Source organism: Streptomyces sp. NPDC020898, from assembly GCF_044333925.1.
GTDB lineage: Bacteria > Actinomycetota > Actinomycetes > Streptomycetales > Streptomycetaceae > Streptomyces.
Genome location: NZ_JBIRRV010000003.1, coordinates 359,782 through 376,805 on the forward strand (window position 1 = coordinate 359,782; position 17,024 = coordinate 376,805).

Here is a 17,024-nt window from a genome sequence, read left to right on the forward strand (position 1 = left end):
CCCGACCGTCCCCGAAGGGATCACCACCATGGCCGTGCACGAGCACCCTCACCGGAGCCCGGGCTTCCACCTGCCGTCGCTGCGCAGGAACCGGACCGCCTCCGCGCCCGAGTCCGCCGTGTCGGCACGCACCGACACGCACACCGGGCAGGCCTACGCCCTCGCCTCCCTGCGCCTGCTCACCGGGTTCGTCTTCCTGTGGGCCTTCCTGGACAAGACCTTCGGCCTCGGTTATGCGACATCGTCGGGCAAGGGCTGGATCGACGGCGGTTCGCCCACCATGGGCTTTCTGGGCAACGTGGCCGTCGGGCCGATGGAGTCCACGTTCCACTCCTGGGCCGGGGACACCTGGGCGAACTGGCTGTTCATGCTCGGCCTGCTCGGTATCGGCCTCGCCCTGGTCAGCGGCATCGCGCTGCGGCTCGCCGCCGTCGCCGGCACCGTGATGATGGCGCTGATGTGGATCGCCGAATGGCCGCCCGCCAAGCACCTGTCCGACGGGTCGATGAGCATGTCGACCAACCCGTTCACCGACTACCACCTCGTCTACGCCGTCGTCCTCATCGCCCTCGCCGCCGTGGGCGCCGGCGCCACCTGGGGCCTCGGCAGGCAGTGGGCCAAGCTCCCGTTCGTCAGCCGCAACCGCTGGCTGCGCTGACCGCGGGAGGGGCGGCGGGGTCCGGAGGGCCCCGCCGCCCCATGGGGCCGGTCGGCCCCGGCCGGGGACCTGCGGCCCCTGCCCCTCGCACCCCCTCGAAAACGACGCTGGAATCAGGCCCCCGATTCGGGCGGCCCCCTCAATCCGGGAGTTGGACACCATGCCCCGCACCGTCACCGTCGGCCTCGACGGCTCGCCCGAAAGCCGTGCCGCCGCCGAATGGGCGGCCCGTGAAGCCGCGCTCCGCGGCCTGCCGCTGAAGATCGTCCACGTCTGGGAGCCGGTCCCGGCCCCCATGGCGCAGGCCCCGCTCCTCGGCCCCGAGACACAGCAGCACTGGAGTGAACGCATTCCGCGCGAGTCCGCCGAGGGCCTGCGCCTGCGCCACCCCGGCGTCGAGATCATCGCGGAACAGATCCCCGGCGGGGCCGGCGAGGTCCTCTCGCGGCTGCCGGAGGACACCGAACTGCTCGTCCTGGGCTCCCGCGGCCTGAGCGGGATCGGCGGATTCATGGTCGGTTCCGTCGCCATGAGCGTCGTGGCCCACGCCACCCAGCCCGTGGTCCTGGTCCGGGCCGGCGAACAGGCCGCCGACGAGCACGAGTTGGACCCGGCGGGCATCCCGTCCGCCGCGGCTCCCTTCCGGCCCGTCGTCCTCGGCCTGGACACCGGCAGCCCCGACGACTCCGTCATCGAGTTCGCCTTCGCCGAGGCCGCCCGCCGACACACCTCCCTGCGGGTCGTCCACGGCTGGAACCCGCCGCCGTACTACGCGTACGGCCTCGCCGCCGACCTCGAACTCCACAACGAGCTGAGCCGGCAGCAGGCCGCCGCCCTGGCCGAGGCCCTGCGCCCGTGGCGGCAGAAGTTCCCCGCCGTCGAGGTCACCGAGGAGTCCCGCTTCGGACAGGCGGCCAACCATCTGGTCGACGCCTCCCACGAGGCATCCCTCGTGGTCGTGGGCCGCCGCATCCGACGCAACCCCTTCGGCGTCCACATCGGCCCCGTCACCCACTCCGTTCTGCACCACGCCACGGCCCCCGTCGCCGTCGTCGCGCACGGCTGACCCACCCTGAGGAGCAGACATCATGAAGGCAGCGGTCGTACGGGCCTTCGGTGAACCCCTGGTCATCGAGGAACGCCCCGACCCCGAGCCCGGCCCCGGCCAGGTCCGGGTCCGAGTGGAGGCCTCCGGGCTGTGCCACACCGACATCCACGCCGCCCACGGCGACTGGCCGGTCAAGCCGAACCCGCCGTTCGTGCCCGGCCACGAGGGCGTCGGCCTCGTCGAGAAGCTCGGTGACGGCGTCACCCATCTCTCCGTCGGGCAGCGGGTCGCCGTGCCCTGGCTGGGCAAGGCGTGCAGGCGGTGCGAGCACTGCTTGTCCGGCTGGGAGACGCTGTGCGAGCAGCAGATCAACACCGGGTACGGGTGCGACGGCGGGTACGCCGAGAAGATGCTCGCCTGGGCCGACTACGCCCAGCCGGTGCCCGACGGGATCAGCGCCCTCGAAGCCGCCCCGCTGACCTGCGCCGGCGTCACCACGTACAAGGCGCTGAAGGTCGCCGAGGTCAAGCCCGCGCAGCTGGTCGCCGTCTCCGGTGTCGGCGGGCTCGGGCATCTGGCCGTGCAGTACGCGAAGATCGCCGGGGCGACCGTGGCGGCCATCGACGTCAGCGACGAGAAACTGCGGCTCGCGACGGAACTCGGCGCCGACCTCGTCATCGACGCCCGCAAGGAGGACGTCGGCGAGGTGCTCCAGCGGCACGGCGGGGCCCACGCGGCCATCGCGCTCGCGGTGAACGAGGCGGCGTTCGCGTCCGTCAACTCCGGGCTGCGGCGCGGCGGAAAGCTCGTCATGGTGGCGCTTCCGGCGCACGGCACGATCCAGGTCCCGATCTTCGACACCGTCCTGCGCGGCACCTCGGTCATCGGCTCCATCGTCGGCACCCGTCAGGACCTCGCGGAGGTCTTCCAGCTGCACGCGGCCGGCCGCACCAGGGTCATCTACGAGACGCGTCCCCTCGCGTCCGTCAACGAGTCCATGGAGGAGGTCCTGCGCGGCTCGGTCAAGGCCCGCATCGTCTTCGACCTGGGCGCGGGGGAGTGAAAAGGATGAACAAGTCCATGACGGACCTGCCCCTGGTGGTGGGCGTCGACGGCTCCGAGCAGAGCTACGGGGCCGTGGACTGGGCGGCGGACGAGGCCGCCCTGCGCGCAGTGCCGCTGCGGCTGGTGTACGCCTCGCTGTGGGAGCGGTACGAGGGTGGCGCCCTGGCCCACGGCCTCGGCAGGACCACCGAACAGATACTGGCCGACACGATCGTCGAGGCCGCGGCCGAGCGCGCCCACCGCCGCCAGGCGGACCTGAAGGTCACCACTGAGGTACTGGCCGAGGGACCCGTACCCGTACTCCTGCGCGAGGGACGCGACGCCTCGGCGCTCGTCCTGGGGACGCGCGGTCGCAGCGGTGTCACCGAGCTGCTGCTCGGCTCGGTGAGCCTCGCGGTCGCCGGTCGCGCCGAGTGCCCGGTGATCGTGGTGCGCGGCGGCCCCGGGCGCCGGATCAGGACCCGGACCGAGCAGCGCGTCGTGCTCGGCGTCGGCGCCGAGCCGAACCCGGCCGCCGTGGACTTCGCCTTCCAGGAGGCGGCGGACCGGTACGCGACGCTGCGGGCCGTACGCGCCTGGCGGTGCCCGGCACACGAGAGCACCGACCACCCCCTGCTCGCCGGTGAGCCCGCCCGACTGCACGAGCAGCAGGCCGCGGAGATCCTGGAGGAAGCGCTGCGCACCGCCGCCGTGGAACATCCGTCGGTGCGGGTACGCCGGCAGACCGTCGAAGGACCGGCGCGCAAGGTGCTGGTGGAGGCCTCGGCCACCGCCGACCTCCTGGTCGTCGGCGCCCGCCGACGCCACGGACACCACGGACTCCAGCTCGGCCCGGTCGCCCATGCGGCCCTGCACCACTCCGCCTGCCCCGTCGCCGTCGTGCCCCAGCGGGCGTGAGGACCGTGGCCGGCTCAGAGACCCGCCGCGTGATCGGGGACGTACGTCTGCAGATCACGCGGCGGGCGCACGTACCCCGTCGACGGCGGCCGGTGCGGCAGTTCCAGCACCGGCGGCGGGACCTCGTGATAGGGGACCGTGCTCAGCAGATGGGCGATCATGTTGAGGCGCGCCCGGCGCTTGTCGTCGCTCTCCACGACGTACCAGGGCGCCTCCGAGATGTCCGTGTGGACCAGCATCTCGTCCTTGGCCCGGGAGTACGCCTCCCAGCGGGTGATCGACTCCAAATCCATCGGCGAGAGCTTCCAGCGCCGGGTCGGGTCGTCGAGGCGCTGACGGAACCGCTCCTGCTGCACCGCGTCACTCACCGAGAACCAGTACTTGCGCAGCAGGATGCCCGCCTCGATCAGCATCCGCTCGAAGATCGGGCACTGCCGGAGGAAGAGCTGGTGCTCCTCCTTTGTGCAGAAGCCCATGACGTGCTCGACGCCGGCCCTGTTGTACCAGGAGCGGTCGAACAGCACGATCTCCCCGGCCGCCGGCAGCTGCTCGACGTACCGCTGGAAGTACCACTGGGTGCGCTGGCGCTCGGTCGGCTTCGGCAGAGCCGCGATCCGGGCCACTCGCGGATTGAGGTGTTCCGCGACACGCTTGATGGTGCCGCCCTTGCCCGCCGCGTCCCGTCCCTCGAACACGATCACCACCCGGGCGCCTTCCGCCCGCACCCACTCCTGAAGCTTCACCAGCTCCGTCTGCAGGCGCAGCAGCTCCGGCTCGTACACCTTGCGCGGCAGGGTCGCCGCCGCCTTCTTGCCGGCCATGCCGCCTCCACCGTCCGAGACCCACGTCGATGACTCAGGGAGTCATGATGCCCCAGGGCGAACACCAGGACAGCAGCACCGTAGTGACCGACGACGAACTGCGTACCCTGCACGCCCACTGGCGGGCCGCCAACTACCTGGCCGCCGGACAGATCTACCTCATGGCCAACCCCCTGCTGACCGAGCCGCTGAGGCCCGAGCACATCAAGCCGCGCCTGCTCGGCCATTGGGGGACCTCGCCCGGCCTCAACCTCGTGTACACCCACCTCAACCGGGTGATCAGGGCGCGCGGGCTGGATGCGTTGTGCATTTGGGGGCCGGGGCACGGCGGGCCGTCCGTGGTCGCCAACTCCTGGCTGGAGGGCAGCTACAGCGAGACCTATCCGGACGTCAGCCGGGATGCGGCGGGGATGGACCGGCTCTTCCGGCAGTTCTCGTTCCCTGGTGGGATACCGAGCCATGTGGCTCCGGAGACGCCCGGCTCGATCCACGAGGGCGGTGAGCTGGGCTATGCGCTGTCGCACGCGTACGGGGCCGCTTTCGACAACCCGGGCCTGCTGGTCGCCTGCGTGATCGGCGACGGCGAGGCGGAGACCGGACCGCTGGCCGCCGCCTGGCACTCGAACAAGTTCCTCGACCCGGTGCACGACGGCGCGGTCCTGCCGATCCTGCACCTCAACGGCTACAAGATCGCCAACCCGAGCGTGCTGTCCCGCCTCCCGGAGTCCGAACTCGACCAGTTGCTGCGCGGGTACGGTCACATCCCCATCCATGTCACTGGCGACGACCCCATGCAGGTCCACCGCGCCATGGCCGCCGCCTTCGACCAGGCACTGGAGCACATCGCGCTGCTGCAGGCCTCGGCCCGCGAGGACGGCGTGGCCGAACGCGTCCACTGGCCCGTCATCGTGCTGCGCACCCCGAAGGGCTGGACCGGTCCGGCGGAGGTCGACGGCGTTCCGGTGGAAGGCACCTGGCGGGCGCACCAGGTGCCGCTGTCCGGGGTGCGCGAAAACCCGGAGCACCTGCGGCAGCTGGAGACCTGGCTGCGCTCGTACCGCCCCGAGGAGCTCTTCGACGCCGACGGGCGGCCCAGCGCCGACGTCCTCGCGTGTGTCCCGGAGGGCGCCAAGCGCCTGGGCTCCACCCCGCACGCCAACGGCGGGCTGCTCGTCCGCGACCTGCCGATCCCGTCCCTCGACCGTTTCGCGGTCCCCGTCGACAAGCCGGGCACGACGCTGCACGAGCCCACCCGGATCCTCGGCGACCTCCTTGAACAGGTCATGCACGACACGGCGGCGCGTCGCGACTTCCGTGTCGTGGGCCCCGACGAGACGGCCTCCAACCGGCTGCAGGCCGTCTTCAACGCGAGCGGCAAGGCATGGCAGGCCGAACATCTGCCGGTCGACGAGCACCTGGACCGGCACGGCCGGGTGATGGAGATCCTCTCCGAACACACCTGCCAGGGCTGGCTGGAGGGCTATCTGCTCACCGGCCGGCACGGACTGTTCTCCTGCTATGAGGCCTTCGTCCACATCGTCGACTCGATGGTCAACCAGCACATCAAGTGGCTGCGCACGTCGCGGGAGTTGGCGTGGCGGGCTCCGATCGCCTCCCTCAACTACCTGCTGACGTCGCACGTGTGGCGCCAGGACCACAACGGCTTCTCCCACCAGGACCCCGGCTTCGTCGACCACGTCCTCAACAAGAGCCCCGAGGTCGTACGGGTCTATCTGCCGCCGGACGCCAACACCCTGCTGTCGGTGGCCGACCACGCCCTGCGCAGCCGCGACTACGTCAACGTGATCGTCGCGGGCAAGCAGCCCTCCTTCGACTGGCTGTCCATGGACCAGGCCCGCGCCCACTGCGCGCGCGGCGCCGGGATCTGGGACTGGGCCGGTACCGAGAACGGCGGCGAACCGGACGTCGTGCTGGCCTGCGCGGGTGACGTACCGACGCAGGAAGTCCTCGCCGCCGCACAGCTGTTGCGCCATCACCTGCCGGAGCTCTCCGTCCGGGTCGTGAACGTCGTCGACCTGGCCCGGCTGCTGCCCCGTGAGGAACACCCGCACGGGATGAGCGACTTCGAGTACGACGGCCTGTTCACCACGGACAAGCCGGTGATCTTCGCCTACCACGGCTACCCCTGGCTGATCCACCGGCTCGCCTACCGCCGCACCGGCCACCACAACCTGCATGTCCGCGGCTACAAGGAGTCCGGCACCACGACCACACCCTTCGACATGGTCGTCCGCAACGACCTCGACCGCTACCGCCTCGTCATGGACGTCATCGACCGCGTCCCCGGCCTCGCCGTACGCGCGGCCGCCGTACGCCAGTCGATGGCCGACGCCCGCACCCGCCATCACGCCTGGATCCGCGAACACGGCACCGACCTGCCCGAGGTCGCCGACTGGACCTGGAACGCCTGAGACACACAGACAGCGGTACGGCTGTGCCCCGCGGCTCGTGGGGACAGCCGTACCGCTCTTTGCGCTCCGAACCGACGATCGCTGTGCCCGGGGACGACCAGCAGGATTTAGGGCCGACCGGCCCTCGGCCGAACCCCGGACAGCCCATGGGATCACCCGCCGATCCGCTGGATGCTCAAGGTATCGAGAGGCATGGAGGAGACCCGCGATGACGCCCGACGTACTCAGCCGCCCCCCTGTCCACGCCCTGCTGTCGGACGGCACCACCGTGTGCATACGTCCCGTGACACCGGGGGACCACCATCAGCTGCAGGGGCTCTACGAGGAGATGTCTCCCGAGAACCTGCGTCTGCGGTTCTTCGCGGCGAGCCGGCGGTCGGCCGCCATGGCCGCCGACCGGGCCTGCGCGCCGGCACGAACCGGATACCGGGCCCTGCTTGCCGAAGTGACGGGCCAGGTGGTCGGTCTCGCCGAGTACGACACCGCCGGCACCGACGACTCGGCCGAGATCTCCATCGCCGTCGCCGACGGACTGCACCACCGCGGGGTCGGCACACTGCTGGTCGAGCACCTCGTCTCGGCGGCCCGGGCGGAGGGTATCCGGACCTTCACGGCCGACGCGCTGAGCGAGAACCACGAGGTGCTCCGCCTCTTCACCGACCTCGGCCTGCACATCGACCGGCGCTTCGACGGTCCGGAGACGAGCTGTACGGTCGCGCTCGACGAGGACGACACCTATCTCTCGGCCGTGGAAGCCCGCGGCCGGACTGCCGACGTCGCCAGCCTGGAGCCGTTGTTGCGCCCGCACACCGTCGCCGTCGTCGGAGCGGGACGCAGGCCGGGGTCGGTGGGCCGGGCCGTTCTGCACCACCTGCACGCGGGCGGATACACCGGGCGCCTGTTCGCGGTGAATCCCCGTGTCACCTCGATCCTCGGTGTGCCGTCCCATCCGTCCATCGGCGCGCTGCCCAAAACCCCCGATCTCGTGATCGTGGCGGTGCCCGCCGCAGCGGTCCCGGCCACCGCCGAGGAGTGCGGCAAGGCCGGCGTACGGGCGCTGCTCGTCGTCTCCGCCGGATTGGACAGCGCGCAGGCCGGGGCGTTGCTGGCGGCCTGCCGGATGTACGGCATGCGTCTCGTCGGCCCCAACTGCCTGGGCATCTCCAACACCGACCCCGAACTGAGGCTCGACGCAACCTTCGCGGCGGACCATCCGCGCCCCGGCACGGCGGGCGTCGCCGTGCAGTCCGGCGGCGTCGGCATCGCCCTCCTCGACGGGCTGTCCCGGCTCGGCATCGGCGTCTCGTCCTTCGCCTCCCTCGGTGACAAGTACGACGTCAGCGGCAACGACATGCTCCAGTGGTGGGAGAGCGACGGCCGCACCGAACTCGCCCTGCTGCACCTGGAGTCCTTCGGTAATCCGAGGGCCTTCTCCCGTACCGCCCGCCGGGCGACCCGCCGGTTCCCCGTGCTGACCGTCGACGCGGGCCGCACCGACGCGGGCCGCCGCGCCGCCGCCTCGCACACCGCGGCCGCCGCCACCCGCACCATGACCCGGCAGGCCCTGTTCACCCAGGCCGGTATCACCGCGACCCGTTCGGTCGGTGAACTCCTCGAAATCGCCGCCCTGTTGCACTCCCAGCCGCTCCCGACGGGCACCCGGGTGGCCATCGTCACCAACGCGGGCGGCGCCGGCGTCCTCGCGGCCGACGCCTGCGCGGAGGCCGGGCTCGCCCTGCCCCCGTTCACCCCGGAGGCCGTCGACGACCTGCTTGCCGTACTGCCCGACGGTGCCGCAGTCGGCAACCCCGTAGACGCGACCGCGGCGGTTACGGAAGAGCAGCTCACCGAGTGCGTGGACCGGATCCTGCGATACCCGGGCATCGACGCCGTCCTGCTGGCCCTCGTTCCCACCGCGGTCGCCGCGGCGACCGGCGACGACCTGGTCCGGGCCCTGACCTGCGGCCCGGCACGCCGGGCGCGACCGATCGTCGCGATACGCCTGGAACAGGGCGAGCCGGTCAGGCTGCTGCCCGCCGCCGACGGCGGCACGATCCCCTCGTACGCCGAACCCCAGGCGGCGGCACGGGCGTTGGCCCACGGCGCCCACCGTGCGGCCTGGCTGAGCCGGCCCGCCGGAACGATCCCGGACCTCGAAGACCTCGACCCCTCACGCGCCCACGATGTCGCCGAAGCCTTCCTGGCCGCGCACCCGGACGGAGGCTGGCTCGACCCGCGCACCTGCGCCGACCTCCTCTCCTGCTGCGGCATCCCCCAGCTTCCCTGGGCCTGGGCCGAGACAGAGGACGAGGCCGTCGCTGCCGCCGACCGGCTGCGCGGCGCCGACGGACGGGTCGTCATGAAGGCCCACTGGCCAGGTCTGGTGCACAAGAGCGAGCAGCGCGCCGTCCACCTCGACCTTCAGGGTGACTCCCAAGTACGCGCCGCCTTCCGGGACTTCGAGACCCGCTTCGACGGGCTGCTCACCGGCGTACTCGTACAACCGCTCGCCGCACGCGGCACCGAACTGTTCGCGGGCGTCGTCCAGGACGAGGTGTTCGGTCCGCTCGTCCTGTTCGGGCTCGGTGGGACGGCGACGGAGGTGCTGGCCGACCACGCCGCCCGGCTCGCCCCCCTCACGGACCATGACGTACGCGACCTGATCACAGCCCCGCGCTGCGCGCCGCTGCTGTTCGGCGTGCGCGGCAGCGGGCCGGTCGATCTCGACGGCCTCGAACAGCTGCTGCTACGGCTGTCCCGCATGGCGAGCGACCTGCCACAGCTGGCCGAGGCCGACTTCAACCCCGTGCTCGCGACACCGGGCGGAGTCAGTGTGCTCGACGCGCGTGTACGTCTGCTGCCCCGCAGGCCCCAGGACCCCTATCTGCGCCGACTTCGGTGAGGAAGGAAAAGTCATGAAGCACAACAGGGTCGGCTCCGTGATGACGACGGAAGTCGTCCGGGCCGAGTACGGCACTCCGTTCAAGGAGGTGGCGCGGCTCCTCGCCGACCACCGGATCAGCGGACTGCCCGTGGTCGACGAGGACGATCACGTCATCGGTGTCATCTCCGAAACGGACCTGATGGTGCGGCAGGCGGCGACCTCGGACCCGTACGAACCGTCGAGGCACCGCTTCGGGCTCGCCCAGCTGACGCGCGGTGCCAGGCGGCGGGCGGCGAAGGTGAAGGCCCGCACCGCAGGACACCTGATGACCGAGCCGCCGGTCGTCGCACACGCCGACGACACCATCGTCCAGGCCGCCCGGACCATGGCGCAGCGCCGCGTGGAACGACTGCCGGTGCTGGACGAGGCGGGCCGGCTCGTCGGCATCGTCACCCGGCGCGACCTGCTTCAGGTCTTCCTGCGGCCCGACGCGGAGATCCGCACCGAGGTGATCGACGAAGTGCTGGTCCGCACGCTGTGGCTGGCGCCGAGCGGCGTCGACGTCTCTGTGACGGAAGGCGTCGTCACGCTGGCCGGCCACATGGAGCGCAGGACCGAGACCGAGATCGCCGTTTCCATGACCAGGCAGATCGACGCCGTGGTCGGCGTGGTCGACCAGCTCACCTACCGGCTGGACGACGCGCACCTTCGACTCGACGAGCCGACCGTGCACGGCGTGGCCGACGACTGGCTGCGCAAGCTCTGATGTGAAAGGAGGCGGATCGCCATGCCCAGCAGCGTGTTGGTCGCCTACGGAACGACGAACGGATCGACCGCGGAGATCGCCGCGGCCGTGGCCAGGGTTCTGCGCGAGGACGGGCTGACGGTCGACGTACTGCCCGCCCAGTCCGTGGCGAGCGTGGCGTCGTACGAGGCCGTGGTGGTCGGAGGCGGCGTGTACGCCGGGCGCTGGCAGAAGGATGCCCGCCGCTTCCTCCGCCACCACCGTCGGGCACTGGCCGGACGCCCGCTGTGGATGTTCAGCAGCGGCCCGCTCGACGCCTCGGCCTCGGAACGGGACATCCCGCCCGTGCCTGGCGTGAAGCGGGCCATGGTCCGGCTCGACGCCAGGGGGCACGTCACCTTCGGAGGGTGCCTCGAAAGGGGAGCAAAAGGATTCATCGCCCGGAAGATCGTCTCCTCGGGCAAGGGGGGAGACTTCCGGGACTTCGCCGAGATCGAGGCGTGGGCGAAGCGCGTCGCGGGTGAGTTGGCGCTGGTATAGAAGGGACGGTTCTGCCGGGTCCGTGCCGGCCGATCGGCACGGACCCGGCAGAGTTCGTTGAGGGTGCGGATTCACCAAGGAACCACGGCGACAGGGCACGAGGAATCCCGCAGAAGGGCCCGTGCCACGCTGCCGGCCCGTTGTCCGATCACCACGAGAGCGGCACTCGCGGACCTGCGTATCAGGGCATGCTCCGGGGCGAACAGCACGACGTCTTCGAGTACCCGTACCTCGGGGTACCTCGCGCGCCACGGCCGCAGGGTGTCGGCGAGCAACTGCACCTCGTGGTTCTCCCAGGCGCCCCGGTCCTCCTCCGGTATGCCGAACGGCAGTTCGGCGGCGCAGGTGGGGAGTCGCCAGGCGTGCACGGCGTGCAACCGGACATCCTTCAGCAGAGCGGTCCCGAAGGCGAAGCCGATGGCCGCGTCCGCCGGGTCACGCGCGTCCACGCCGAGGGCGACCTGGTCGTGGCGGTGCGACGGAAGGCCGCCGGTGGGTGCACCACGCCCTGGGACCGGCGTGAGATATGGGCGTGCCATGGACGGCGCTCGGTCCGCGGGACGCCCGCGAACACCTCCCCGTGCGTGATTTCACCGCACAGCGCCATCCCGAGCGGCTCGTCGCCCGGCCCTTCGAGAGGACCCGGTCATCGCCGTGCCGGCCACCGAGCACGACCGCCGTACCGACTGGCTGCGCGCCGGGCAGGCGCTCCAGCACGTCTGGCTCCTCACGACGGCCCACGGCCTGTGTCTGGGACATGAGTCCGGAAGGCGCCGCCACCCCTCGGCGCACCCCGGACCTCGTGTTCGGTGACGGGACGCCGAACGGGTAGGCCGGGTCAGCCCGTCGTCGGTGTACGCGCCGGCCCCTCGGGAAGGTGAGGGTGCACCTCGAAGACGCCGGACAAGCCGGCATGGCGGAGAACCCGCAGGAAACGGCTGCTGTCGGTGATCAGCTGCAGCCGGCCCTGCCGTGCCAGGGCCCGGCTCCGCGCCCGACACAGAATGCCCAGGCCCGTGCAGTCGATGAAGGACACGCGGCGGAGATCCAGTACCAGATCCGGTCGGGAGTGTGCGGTCAGAGCGTCGAGGCGTGCCGAAAGGGACGGCGCCGTGACGAGGTCGATCTCGCCACGTAGTTCCAGGACGGTCGCTTGGCGGGCGGGTTGTTCCGTGAGGTGCGGTACGGACCTGTTGTGGGTCTTCGACATGGTGAGAGAAAAGCGTGTTCGGCCACGCGAACGGAAGGGCCGGTCGGCCCCTGTCGCACCGGTCCGAACGGCGTTTCGAGGCACGCTCGCGCCCCGGGCGACGACGCCGAACGGCCTGGCGATGGGTACCGACCGGCCCAAGCGGGGCCCACGGGCGCGGGACAAGCTGGACCTGCGGGGCAGATCCCGGCGCCGATCGCGCGACGCTCGGCCCAACTGGCTGTCGCCGAACCGCCGGGGCCCGAGACCCGCAGGCGAACACGAGAGAGAGGTGCGCCATGAAGGGCTTCGTCTTCCACGGCCCCGGACAGTCCGCCTGGGAGGAGGTCCCGGATCCCGCCGTCAAGGAGCCCACCGACGCGATCGTGCGGGTGGACACCGTCACCATCTGCGGGACGGACCTGCACATCCTCAAGGGCGATGTACCCGAGGTGAGCCCGGGCACGGTGCTCGGGCACGAGGCGGTCGGCGAGATCGTCGAGGTAGGCAGCGACGTGCGCACCGTGCGGCCGGGGGACCGGGTACTGGTCTCCTGCATCAGCGCCTGCGGGCGGTGCCGCTACTGCCGGGAGAGCATGTACGGGCAGTGCCAGGCCGGCGGAGGCTGGATCCTCGGCCATCTGATCGACGGAACCCAGGCCGAGTACGTCCGGGTCCCGTATGCCGACCTGTCCGTGCACGCTCTGCCCAGCGCGGTGGACAGCAAGGACGCCGTACTGCTGGCCGACATCTTCCCCACCTCCTACGAGGTGGGCGTGCTCAACGGGCGGGTGCGGCCCGGGGACACCGTCGCCGTCGTCGGCGCCGGCCCCATCGGGCTGGCGGCGATCGCCACGGCCCGGCTGTTCTCGCCTGAGCGGATCGTCGCCGTCGACCTGGCCGCTGCCCGGCTGGAGGCGGCCAGGCGGCTCGGAGCCGATGCCGTGGCCGACGCCCGTGAACATCCGGAGCAGCTGGTCGCCGACCTCACGGACGGACTCGGCGCGGACGTCGTCATCGAAGCGGTGGGCGTGCCGGAGAGCTTCGAACTGTGCACACGCATGGTGCGCCCCGGCGGACACGTGGCCAACGTCGGCGTGCACGGCAAGCCCGCGACCCTGCACCTCGAAGACCTGTGGATCAAGAACGTGACCATCACGACCGGGCTCGTCGACACCTACTCGACGCCCACGCTGTTGCGGATGGCGGCGGCCGGCCGGCTTCCCACCGCGGAGATGGTCACCCACACCTTCCCGCTCGACCGCATGGAGGAGGCATACGACGTCTTCTCCCGGGCCGCCGACACCGGCGCGCTCAAGGTGGTCCTCGGCGGGCCGCAGCACGAGGTCGCCGTCCGTGCGACGTGACGAGAGGAAGTGGCGGGCCATGGGTGAACAGGTGAAGCCGGACGGGGCGGAAAGATCCCCGATGAGTGATCTCGGACGTCGTCTCACCTGGCGTCGCGAGGAACTCGGCCTGTCCCGAAGGGAAACGGCCGAACGAGCGGGCATGGCACCCGGCTACCTCCAGTACCTGGAGGAACAGCCCGCCCCGGTACCGGGCGTGAGCGCCCTCCTCAGGCTGGCCGGTGCCCTGCACACCACCGTGGGGGATCTCACCGGCGGCGCCGTGGATCTGCCGCCCGGCACTGGACGGGCGAGCCCCCACCCCGAGTTCACCGAGCTGAGCGAACAGGAGTGCCGGGCCCTGCTCGCCACGCACGGCGTGGGCAGGGTCGCGGTGCCCACCGAGTCGGGGCCCGTGGTCGTCCCCGTCAACTACAGCGTGGTCGAGGGCGCGGTCGTCTTCCGTACCGCGGACGGCACCACGCCCGCGCAGGCGGCTGGCTGCCACGTCGCTTTCGAGGTCGACCGCATCGACGAGGCGTTCAGCCAGGGCTGGAGCGTGCTGGTGCGCGGCCACGCGCGGACCGTGACGGACCCGGACGACGTACGGCTCCTCACAGAGCGCGCGTACAGCCTGCCGTGGGTCGGTGGCGAGCGCGACGTGTGGGTGCGCATCGACCCGCTCGCCCTCACCGGGCGCCGGATCACGGTGTGACGGCGGATGTGCCCGATGTACGCCAACGACGGATTTCGGGAACTCGAACGGCAGGAGTGCCTGCGGCTGTTGGCGAAGGTGCCGGTCGGCCGCATCGTCCACACACGTGGTGCCCTGCCCGCGGTTCTGCCGGTCAACTTCTCTCTGGACCACGACGGTTCGGTGCTCCTGCGCACCTCGGCGGCCTCGGAGCTGGTGCGGGCGATCGACGGGGCGGTGGTCGCCTTCGAGGCCGATGAGGTCGACTCGGCCACCCACTCCGGCTGGAGCGTTGTCGTCACCGGAGGGGCGACCGTGGTGACCGACCTCGCCGAGCAGGAACGGCTGACCCGGACCGGCCCGCGCTCCTGGGTGCCCTCGCCCCAGGAGGTCTTCGTCCGCATCGCGCCCGAGCTGGTGACCGGACGGGAACTGGTCGGTGGGCGCACCCTGTACGGCGTGACTCCGGAATTTTGACGGACCGACACCGGCGTGAAGCCGAACGGCCCTGCGACCAGGGGCCGTTCGGCGTGGCGACGGGTCCAGGCGGGCCCTGCCCCCAGCGTCCGTGGACGGCGAGCGTGGACTGCGAAGCCGCCGCGACACCCGAAGGGAAGCAGGAGCCATGACTCTCCAACACGTGGTCGTAGGAATGGACGGTTCGCTGGTCGCTGTACGGGCGTTGGACTGGGCCGCGCGCGAGGCGGTGCGCCGTGGAGCCGGCCTGCGCGTCGTGTACGCCGTACCGGACCGGGACGAGGCCGGCCCCGTGCTGAGCGCCGCGGTGGCACGGGTGAGTGAACGGCACCCCGGTCTGCCGGTCGTGACAGCGGCCGCGGAGGACGGCACCGTACAGGCGCTGGTACGTGAGAGCGAGCATGCGGCTTTGACCGTCGTGGGCACGCGCGGCTTCGGCGGCCTCAGGGGCCTGCTGTTCGGCTCGGTGAGCCTGCGACTGGCCGCGCAGGCGCGGGGCCCGCTGCTGGTCGTACGCGGGGACCATCCGTGCGACAACGGCCGGGACGTGCTGCTCGGTCTGGAAAGCGGCGCGGACGCGGATGCGGCCGCCTACGCCTTCCAGGAAGCCGAACGGCGCGGTGCCCAACTGAGTGTCCTGCACTTCCGGACCCACCCGCAGGTGACCCCCGAACTGCCGTCGCTGGTGCCCGCGACGAGCCCGGGACAGGAGCGGCTCGCCCGGCACGACGGGGCCGAGGAGGCCGTTCCGCGCTTCGCCCTGACCCGGTTGCGGGACCAGCACCCTGGCGTGGCCGTCGAGACCCGCACGGTCCGCACCGGCGCGGCGCATTCGCTGCTGGAGGCCACGCGGGAGGCCGCGGTCGTCGTCATCGGTGTGCACCGGCACAGCGGGCCGGGAACGCGGTTGGGACCGGTCGCGCACGCCCTGTTGCACTGGTCCCACTGCCCCGTGGTCGTCGTGCCCGCCGGCGTATGACCGGACGGCAACCACCTGGCCGGATGCGAAGTGGGCAGTTGTGACGCGCGCGTCCTGGAACGGCGGCGCCTGGCCGAGTGGGAGGCGGAGTGGGCGCGGGTCGGTCCCGGGTGGAGGAAGCGGATGCTCGGCTGACAGTGGCCGACCGGATCCGGGTACAGGGCCGGTCGGCCCACGCATGTCCGGCCGCCGCGCGGCACGCTGGAAGTGAGAAACGTCCCCGACAGGGACCGAACCTCCCCTCGTGCCGCCCGGCAGCCGGTGGGACGGTGAGAGTGGACCTCCGTTCCGCACCACTGGGCACTCCGACGAAAGGCGGGTGGGAGAGATGGAGCTTCCTCTGGTCGTAGGTGTCGACGGATCGGATGTGAGCCTTGCGGCGGTCGACTGGGCGGTGGACGAGGCGGCCCGACGTGGTGTTCCGCTGCGGCTGGTGCACGCCTCGCTCTGGGAGCGCTATGAAGGCGCCCCGCCCTGGCACGGTGTTGAACAGCCGTCTGAAAGGGTGCTGGCGGAACACGTCGTCGCCTCGGCGGCGGAGCGTGCCGCACGGCGCAACCCGGAGGTGAAGGTCTCCACGGGGATCGTCATGGAGGAACCCGCCGACGCCCTTCTGCGTGAAGGCAACAACGCCTCCGCCCTGGTCACCGGATCGCGTGGCCGCGGTGAGCTGAAGGGGATGCTCCTGGGATCGGTCGGCCTGGCCGTGGCGGCCCGTGCCCACTGCCCCGTGATCGTGGTCCGCGGTGACAAGGCCGCCCTGGCCGGGACCCACGAGCGGATCCTGCTCGGCCCCGGGGATCCGGCTACGAGCGGCGAGGCCGTACGGTTCGCCTTCCGCGAGGCCGAAGCACGCGCGTGCACCCTTGACGTCGTACGCGCCTGGCGCTGCCCCTCGTACGAGATCTCCGAGAGTCCTCAGACCGTGGTCGAGGAACTGGCGCACCACCACGAGGAGCGGGCCTCCGCCCTGCTCGATGCGGTGCTCCACGACGCGATGGCAGACCGTCCGGGTGTCCGGGTGCGCCGCGCGACGGTCGAGGGACAGGCCCGCAAGGTGCTCCTGAGCCGCTCGGCCGCCGCCGACCTCGTGATCATCGGGGCGCGGCGCAGGCAGGGCCACTTCGGCCTCCAGCTCGGCCTGGTGAGCCATGCGCTGCTGCACCACGCCGACTGCCCGGTGGCGGTCGTGCCGCAGCAGGCGTGAGGGCGACTCGCGCTACTCGCCTACCTGGGAATGGAGTGCTCG

Annotated in this window: 16 protein-coding genes; 13 read left to right on the forward strand and 3 right to left on the reverse strand. The window is 71.5% G+C overall.

The genetic code is table 11. The features are described 5' to 3' along the window. The first annotated feature begins 28 nt into the window (after positions 1–28). From ACH4TV_RS12745 to ACH4TV_RS12760, 4 genes are all read left to right on the forward strand, one after another. Positions 29–658 carry a hypothetical protein gene (locus ACH4TV_RS12745; protein WP_398397775.1) on the forward strand — a complete coding sequence of 210 codons (630 nt, stop codon included), beginning with the start codon at positions 29–31 and terminating at the stop codon, positions 656–658. A 160-nt stretch (positions 659–818) separates the two neighbouring features. Next, the gene (locus ACH4TV_RS12750) at positions 819–1,724 is read left to right on the forward strand and encodes a universal stress protein (protein WP_398397184.1); all 906 of its coding nucleotides are present in this window, start codon (positions 819–821) and stop codon (positions 1,722–1,724) included. 22 nt (positions 1,725–1,746) lie between these two features. Then, positions 1,747–2,769, forward strand: a complete 1,023-nt coding sequence (gene adhP, locus ACH4TV_RS12755) for an alcohol dehydrogenase AdhP (protein ID WP_398397186.1) — start codon at positions 1,747–1,749, stop codon at positions 2,767–2,769. 5 nt (positions 2,770–2,774) lie between these two features. Beyond that, positions 2,775–3,668, forward strand: a complete 894-nt coding sequence (locus tag ACH4TV_RS12760; protein ID WP_398397188.1) for a universal stress protein — start codon at positions 2,775–2,777, stop codon at positions 3,666–3,668. Between the two features lie 14 nt (positions 3,669–3,682). On the opposite strand, the gene ppk2 is transcribed toward ACH4TV_RS12760, so the two are convergent. After that, positions 3,683–4,489, reverse strand: coding sequence for a polyphosphate kinase 2 (gene ppk2, locus ACH4TV_RS12765; protein ID WP_398397190.1), 807 nt, complete (start codon positions 4,487–4,489; stop codon positions 3,683–3,685). Positions 4,490–4,536: 47 nt separating this feature from the next. On the opposite strand from ppk2, the gene ACH4TV_RS12770 reads away from it, so the two are divergent. The 4 genes from ACH4TV_RS12770 (at position 4,537) to ACH4TV_RS12785 (ending at position 11,090) form a co-directional block, all read left to right on the forward strand. After that, entirely contained in the window at positions 4,537–6,921 is a 2,385-nt protein-coding gene (locus ACH4TV_RS12770; RefSeq protein ID WP_398397777.1) for a phosphoketolase, read from the forward strand. 208 nt (positions 6,922–7,129) lie between these two features. Then, on the forward strand, positions 7,130–9,823 hold the full coding sequence (locus ACH4TV_RS12775) for a GNAT family N-acetyltransferase (protein WP_398397192.1): 2,694 nt from the start codon (positions 7,130–7,132) through the stop codon (positions 9,821–9,823). A 13-nt stretch (positions 9,824–9,836) separates the two neighbouring features. Continuing rightward, on the forward strand, positions 9,837–10,571 hold the full coding sequence (locus ACH4TV_RS12780) for a CBS domain-containing protein (RefSeq protein ID WP_398397194.1): 735 nt from the start codon (positions 9,837–9,839) through the stop codon (positions 10,569–10,571). A gap of 21 nt (positions 10,572–10,592) precedes the next feature. Further along, on the forward strand, positions 10,593–11,090 hold the full coding sequence (locus tag ACH4TV_RS12785; RefSeq protein ID WP_398397195.1) for a flavodoxin domain-containing protein: 498 nt from the start codon (positions 10,593–10,595) through the stop codon (positions 11,088–11,090). A gap of 71 nt (positions 11,091–11,161) precedes the next feature. Here the strand turns inward: ACH4TV_RS12785 and ACH4TV_RS12790 are convergent, their stop codons facing one another. Together ACH4TV_RS12790 and ACH4TV_RS12795 are read right to left on the reverse strand one after the other, a co-directional pair. Then, positions 11,162–11,629, reverse strand: coding sequence for a universal stress protein (locus ACH4TV_RS12790; protein WP_398397197.1), 468 nt, complete (start codon positions 11,627–11,629; stop codon positions 11,162–11,164). A gap of 299 nt (positions 11,630–11,928) precedes the next feature. After that, positions 11,929–12,300, reverse strand: coding sequence for an STAS domain-containing protein (locus ACH4TV_RS12795; protein WP_398397199.1), 372 nt, complete (start codon positions 12,298–12,300; stop codon positions 11,929–11,931). Positions 12,301–12,578: 278 nt separating this feature from the next. Here ACH4TV_RS12795 and ACH4TV_RS12800 point away from each other — a divergent pair, with 278 nt between their 5' ends. The 5 genes from ACH4TV_RS12800 to ACH4TV_RS12820 all read left to right on the forward strand — a co-directional run bounded on the left by ACH4TV_RS12800 (position 12,579) and on the right by ACH4TV_RS12820 (position 16,982). Beyond that, entirely contained in the window at positions 12,579–13,646 is a 1,068-nt protein-coding gene (locus tag ACH4TV_RS12800; protein WP_398397201.1) for a zinc-dependent alcohol dehydrogenase family protein, read from the forward strand. Positions 13,647–13,665: 19 nt separating this feature from the next. Further along, the gene (locus tag ACH4TV_RS12805; protein ID WP_398397203.1) at positions 13,666–14,340 is read left to right on the forward strand and encodes a pyridoxamine 5'-phosphate oxidase family protein; all 675 of its coding nucleotides are present in this window, start codon (positions 13,666–13,668) and stop codon (positions 14,338–14,340) included. A gap of 15 nt (positions 14,341–14,355) precedes the next feature. Continuing rightward, the gene (locus ACH4TV_RS12810) at positions 14,356–14,796 is read left to right on the forward strand and encodes a pyridoxamine 5'-phosphate oxidase family protein (protein WP_398397205.1); all 441 of its coding nucleotides are present in this window, start codon (positions 14,356–14,358) and stop codon (positions 14,794–14,796) included. 148 nt (positions 14,797–14,944) lie between these two features. Further along, the gene (locus ACH4TV_RS12815; protein WP_398397207.1) at positions 14,945–15,775 is read left to right on the forward strand and encodes a universal stress protein; all 831 of its coding nucleotides are present in this window, start codon (positions 14,945–14,947) and stop codon (positions 15,773–15,775) included. A 328-nt stretch (positions 15,776–16,103) separates the two neighbouring features. Then, positions 16,104–16,982: a universal stress protein gene (locus ACH4TV_RS12820; RefSeq protein WP_398397209.1), complete on the forward strand. Its 879-nt coding sequence runs from the start codon at positions 16,104–16,106 to the stop codon at positions 16,980–16,982. Positions 16,983–17,024 lie beyond the last annotated feature (42 nt).